This is a genomic window from Pseudomonadota bacterium (assembly GCA_016927275.1).
Taxonomy (GTDB): Bacteria; UBA10199; UBA10199; order 2-02-FULL-44-16; family JAAZCA01; genus JAFGMW01.
In genome coordinates this window covers 1-4866 of record JAFGMW010000066.1, presented here as the reverse complement: position 1 = coordinate 4866, position 4866 = coordinate 1, and the positions used below count along the sequence as shown (strand labels likewise).

The following is a 4866-nucleotide window of genomic DNA, read 5'->3' as shown; positions in this document are numbered from 1 at the left end:
GCCACCCCGGCGAACACTATCAGCATGGAGAGGAGCGCGCGCTCCACCTGGCGCAGCTTGTCCCCCCAGCGCCTCCTGCGCTTCACCGTCTGCCTGTTGAGAAAAATGCTCATAAAATCCGTGACTCGTGACTCGTAACTCGTGACTCGTGACAGTTCACAAAATCATACGTTCACCTTGAGCCGGGCGTTGTCGAGGAGGCGCAGGCATATCTCGTCGAAACCTATCCCCACGTGCGCCGCGGCCTTCGGCACCAGCGACAGCTCTGTCATCCCGGGTATCGTGTTGATCTCAAGGAAATAGGCCTCGTCGTCCGATGGCGCTATGAAGTCGACCCTGGCCGTGCCCTCGCACTCTATCTCCCTGTATATCCTCCGGCTCAATCGCTGCAGCTCGACCGCCAGCGGCTCGCCTATCCTCGCCGGCACTATGTATTCGGTCATGCCCTTGGTGTACTTGGACGCATAGTCGTAGAACCCGCTCTTCGGCGCTATCTCGAGGACCGGCAGCGCCTCGCCGTTTATCAGCCCCACAGTCAGCTCCCTCCCCTGCACGAACTTCTCCACGAGCACCCTGCTGTCCGACTCCATGGCCTTCTCGATCGCCGGGGAGAGCTCGCGGGCCTCCCTCACGATCGTCATGTTTATCGTCGAGCCCTCCCTGGACGGCTTGACTATCACCGGCATCTCCATCCGGAGAGAGGCCGCGAACGGCCCGGGCTCGTTCCTTTCGGCGTCGAACACCTCCTCGGGCAGGCACGGTACGCCGAGTTCGCGGGCGACCATCTTGCAGACGATCTTGTCCATGCCCACCGAGGACGCCATCACGCCCCCGCCGGTGTAGGGTATCCTCATCATCTCGAGGAGCCCCTGCACGCATCCGTCCTCGCCGAACTTGCCGTGCAGCGCGATCAGCGCAACCTCCGGCTTCGCCCTGTCCAGCGCGCCGACCAGCTCCGCGCCCCAGCCCACGTCGATGTCTACGACCTCGCATCCCTGACGCCTGAGCGCGGCCGATATGGCGGAGCCTGTCCTCAAGGATATCTCCCTCTCCCTGGAGACCCCCCCCATGAGCACCGCCACCCTTTTGCCTTTCCATCTCCCGGTCATAAAAAACCTCGCGATCCGTAACCCGTGATCAGCGTCTCGCCGTCACCTCTCGCCTGTTATCTCGATCGCATGCTCGAGGGTGACGCCTGTGAATTCCCTCACCCGATCGCGGATGAGGCTCATGAGCACCAGGATGTCCCGTGCCGTGGCGTTGCCCTCGTTGACGATCGCGTTCGGGTCGTCGATCGCCACCCTCGCGCCTCCGACGCGCACCCCCCTCAGCCCCGCTTCGTCTATGAGCGCCGACGCGCAGGTCTTGCAGCCGCTCGAAAACACATGCGAGATACGCATGTCCTTCGGCGCGGGACGGATCACGGCCTGTTCGCCGGCCGCCTTGAGCCTGAAGATCGCCCTGACCACGACGGAGGTGCGCGGCACCTTCAGCGCCCCCGTCTCGAAGCGGAGCGCCCCGCCGCGCAGGGTGAGCTCCCTCCCCTCCTTGGTCACTATGGTGACCTCCTCGACCGAATCGACGAACCCGGGGGCGTCGTCGCCCCTGCCTGAAAACAGGGCTCCGCCTGCGGTGCCGCACGAACCGGAGATCCGATCGGGCACGGCAAGGCCCCTGGCTGCGCACATCTCGCAGAGCGCCCTCGCAGCGCATGCGCTGCCGGCAGAGACCAGCGCCTCATCCCTGCGCTGCTCCCTGATCTCCGCCCCCTCGAACTCCCCGCCGAGCCCGATGACGATGCCGGAGATGCCGCCGTCCCTCACCACCGTTGAGCTCCCCCTCCCCCAGGACCTGTATTCAACGCCGTTGTCGATCGCCCAGGCGAGCACGGCCTTGAGCCCCGCGATCCCGTCCGCCCTGACCATCGCCTCGGCCGGGCCTCCGACCCCTGCGGCGCTGTGCCGGGACATCGCCTCGTCGAAGAGGACCGATCCCTCCGGCAGGAGCGCGGCCAGGGCATCGCGCTGCTGTCTGCTCATCCTCCTGTCCTGCTCCGACTGGCGCTCGAGCTTCGCGCGCAGCCTGGGGTTGAGCGAGATCAGGTCAAGCTCTTCGAGAAGGCCTTCGCCGTCTGCGTCACGCTCCCCGCCCCCAGGAAGAGGATCATGTCCTCCCTCCGGCACCACGGCGCGAGCGTCGACAGGACCTCCTGCGTCGTCGGGGCGAACGCCACCATCTTCTTCGGGTATCGCCTGCACAGCTCTCTCCATAGTCTCCCCCCGTTATAGTTTTTGCGCGGTCTCTCGCCGGCAGCGTACACGTCCATCACCACCACCGCGTCGGCGTCCTTCACGCACGAGACGAAGCGGTCGAAGTGATATGCGAGCCTCGAGTAGCGGTGAGGCTGCAGCACCGCCACCAGGCGCTTCTTCGGCCAACCGCCCCTGGCGGCGCATATAGTGGCCTGTATCTCGGCCGGGTGGTGGGCGTAGTCGTCCACCACCATGGGGCCCTTCCTGGTGAGCACCTGGAAGCGCCTGGCCACGCCCCTGAAGCTCAAGAGCGACGATCTTATGGTCTTGAACGGGATGTCGAGGTAGAGGCCCACCGCTATCGCGGCCAGCGCGTTCTCGACCTGGTGCGTCCCTATCATCCCGAGCGTCACTTCGCCGAGCTGCTCCGACCGCTGCATCACCGTGAACGTAAGGCGGTCGCCATCCTGGCGGATCCCGCTAGCCCAGTAGTCGGAGTCCTTCGCCCCGTACGTGATGCACGGCCTGGTTATCCTCGGCACTATGGCCCTCACGACAGGGTTCGCCGTGCATGCGATCACGGCGCCGTAGAAGGGGACCTTGTTCGCGAACTCCACGAACGCCCGCTTGAGCCCCTCGAAGCCGGAGTAGTTCTCCATGTGCTCGCGGTCTATGTTTGTTATCACGCCGACCGTGGGGGCGAGCTTGAGGAACGAGCCGTCCGACTCGTCCGCCTCCGCGACCAGGTACTCCCCCTTGCCGAGCCTTGCGTTCGAGCGCAGGTTGTTGACCTTGCCCCCGATTATAAGGGTCGGGTCGAGCCCTGCGCGGTCCAGCATGTGCCCTATGAGCGAAGTGGTGGAGGTCTTCCCGTGCGCGCCGGCGACCGCGACCCCGTACTTGAGGCGCATGAGCTCGGCCAGCATCTCCGCGCGCGGCACCACCGCGATGCCGAGCCTTCGGGCCTCGCGGACCTCGGGATTGCCCTCGCCCACCGCCGAGGAGATCACCACCGCATGGGCGCCGTCTATGTTCTGCCGCCTGTGGCCTATGTGGACGCGGGCCCCCCTGCGCGCGAGCCTCTTGGTCGCATCGCCCCTCTTGATGTCCGACCCGGTCACCCGGTAGCCCAGGTTGAGGAGCACCTCCGCGATGCCGCTCATGCCGATGCCGCCGATGCCGACCATGTGTATCTGTTGATACTTCTTGAACACCTATGAACCTCCCTGGCCTCCCGCCGCAGCCATGCACTCCCTCGCTATCGATCTCGCCGCGTCGGGCCTTCCGAACCCCAGCGCTCCGGCGCGCATGGATTCGAGCCTCTGCCTGTCCTCGATCAGCGACGAGATCTCGCGCGAGACCCTCTCGCCGGTGAACTCGGAATCGGCCACCATCACCGCGCCGCCGGCGCGCACCAGCGCCTCGGCGTTCGCCCTCTGGTGGTCGTCGGCCGCGTGCGGATACGGCACGAGCACCGCCGGTATGCCCAGCGCCGAGACCTCGGCGACGGTGTTGGCGCCCGACCTCGCGACAACGATGTCGGCCCTCTCGTAGCACTCCCACATCCGGTCGGTGAACTCAAAGACCGTTGCCTCGATGCCCGCCTCCGCGTAGGCGCGCTCGATGGAGAGCGGATCGTCGTTGCCGCCTGTCTGGTGCACGATCGAAATCCTCTCCCTGAGAGGCGCGAGCCACGGGAGCGCGGCGACCATCCCCCTGTTCAGCGTGCGCGCCCCCTGAGACCCTCCGAAAACGAACACCGTAGCCCTGGCGGAACCATCGCGGGCGCCGTGGCGCGCCTCCAGTATGCTGCGCCTCACAGGGGTGCCGGAGATCGCGGCCTTCCTCCCGAACGCGGGGGCCGCCTCCGGGTAGGATACGAACACCCTCTTCGCGAACCTGGCCAGCATGCGGTTGGTGAGCCCCGGTATCGCGTTCGGCTCCACGAGCATCACCGGTATCCTCTGAATCCAGGCGGCCAGGCAGAGCGGACCTGCCGCGTATCCGCCTATGCTGATGAGGACGGAAGGCCTCCTGGACGCCAGCATCGCCGAAGCCCTGAGCACCGACACGGGCAGGGCGAGGGCGGCGCATATCTTCGCGAACCCCTTTCGGTCCTTGAGAGAATGGGATTTGATGAGCATGAGCGGCCAGCCGCGCTGCGGCACGATCCCGGCCTCGAGGCCGCGCTCGGTCCCTGCGAAGCGTATCTCCGCAGCGGGGGTCATGCCGGCGATCTCCTCGGCTATGGCGATGCCCGGGAAGACGTGGCCGCCGGTGCCGCCGGCAGCGATCAGAAAGTATTTGCCCTTTCCCTCTCCCATCCCTTCGGTCCTCCCTCTCAGGCCCAGCCTTGCCCGGCCTTCCTGTAGGTCGACACGTTGAGCAGAATCCCCGCTGCGACCAGCGACATGACCAGCGAGGACCCTCCGTAGCTTATGAACGGAAGCGCCAGCCCCTTGGTGGGCAGAAGGCCAAGCACCACCCCCATGTTGAGGACCGCGCCCATCCCGATCAGCAGGGTGCACCCTGCGGCTAGGTATCTGCCGAAGAGATCGGGCGCCCTGAGCGCTATCCTGATCCCGCGGTAACAGAGGAACCCGAAGAGCGAGAT

5 protein-coding genes are annotated in these 4866 nt (G+C 66.0%); all 5 read right to left on the bottom strand.

Going from position 1 to position 4866, the window contains the following annotated elements; genetic code table 11:
* Positions 1 to 164: 164 nt before the first annotated feature.
* Complete coding sequence (locus tag JXA24_04300) at positions 165 to 1109, bottom strand: D-alanine--D-alanine ligase (GenBank protein MBN1282976.1); 945 nt, start codon at positions 1107 to 1109, stop codon at positions 165 to 167.
* A gap of 42 nt (positions 1110 to 1151) precedes the next feature.
* Positions 1152 to 2039, bottom strand: coding sequence for an FAD-binding protein (locus JXA24_04295; GenBank protein ID MBN1282975.1), 888 nt, complete (start codon positions 2037 to 2039; stop codon positions 1152 to 1154).
* 59 nt (positions 2040 to 2098) lie between these two features.
* Positions 2099 to 3466 carry a UDP-N-acetylmuramate--L-alanine ligase gene (locus JXA24_04290; GenBank protein MBN1282974.1) on the bottom strand — a complete coding sequence of 456 codons (1368 nt, stop codon included), beginning with the start codon at positions 3464 to 3466 and terminating at the stop codon, positions 2099 to 2101.
* Positions 3467 to 4576: an undecaprenyldiphospho-muramoylpentapeptide beta-N-acetylglucosaminyltransferase gene (gene murG, locus JXA24_04285; protein ID MBN1282973.1), complete on the bottom strand. Its 1110-nt coding sequence runs from the start codon at positions 4574 to 4576 to the stop codon at positions 3467 to 3469.
* A gap of 17 nt (positions 4577 to 4593) precedes the next feature.
* Positions 4594 to 4866, bottom strand: a 273-nt coding sequence (locus JXA24_04280; protein ID MBN1282972.1) for an FtsW/RodA/SpoVE family cell cycle protein, incomplete at its 5' end; no start/stop codon positions are given.

Coding starts and splice junctions, on each gene's coding strand:
- JXA24_04300 (MBN1282976.1), bottom strand. CDS start 1,109: ATGACCGGGAGATGGAAAGGCAAAAGGGTGGCGGTGCTCATGGGGGGG.
- JXA24_04295 (MBN1282975.1), bottom strand. CDS start 2,039: ATGAGCAGACAGCAGCGCGATGCCCTGGCCGCGCTCCTGCCGGAGGGA.
- murG (MBN1282973.1), bottom strand. CDS start 4,576: ATGGGAGAGGGAAAGGGCAAATACTTTCTGATCGCTGCCGGCGGCACC.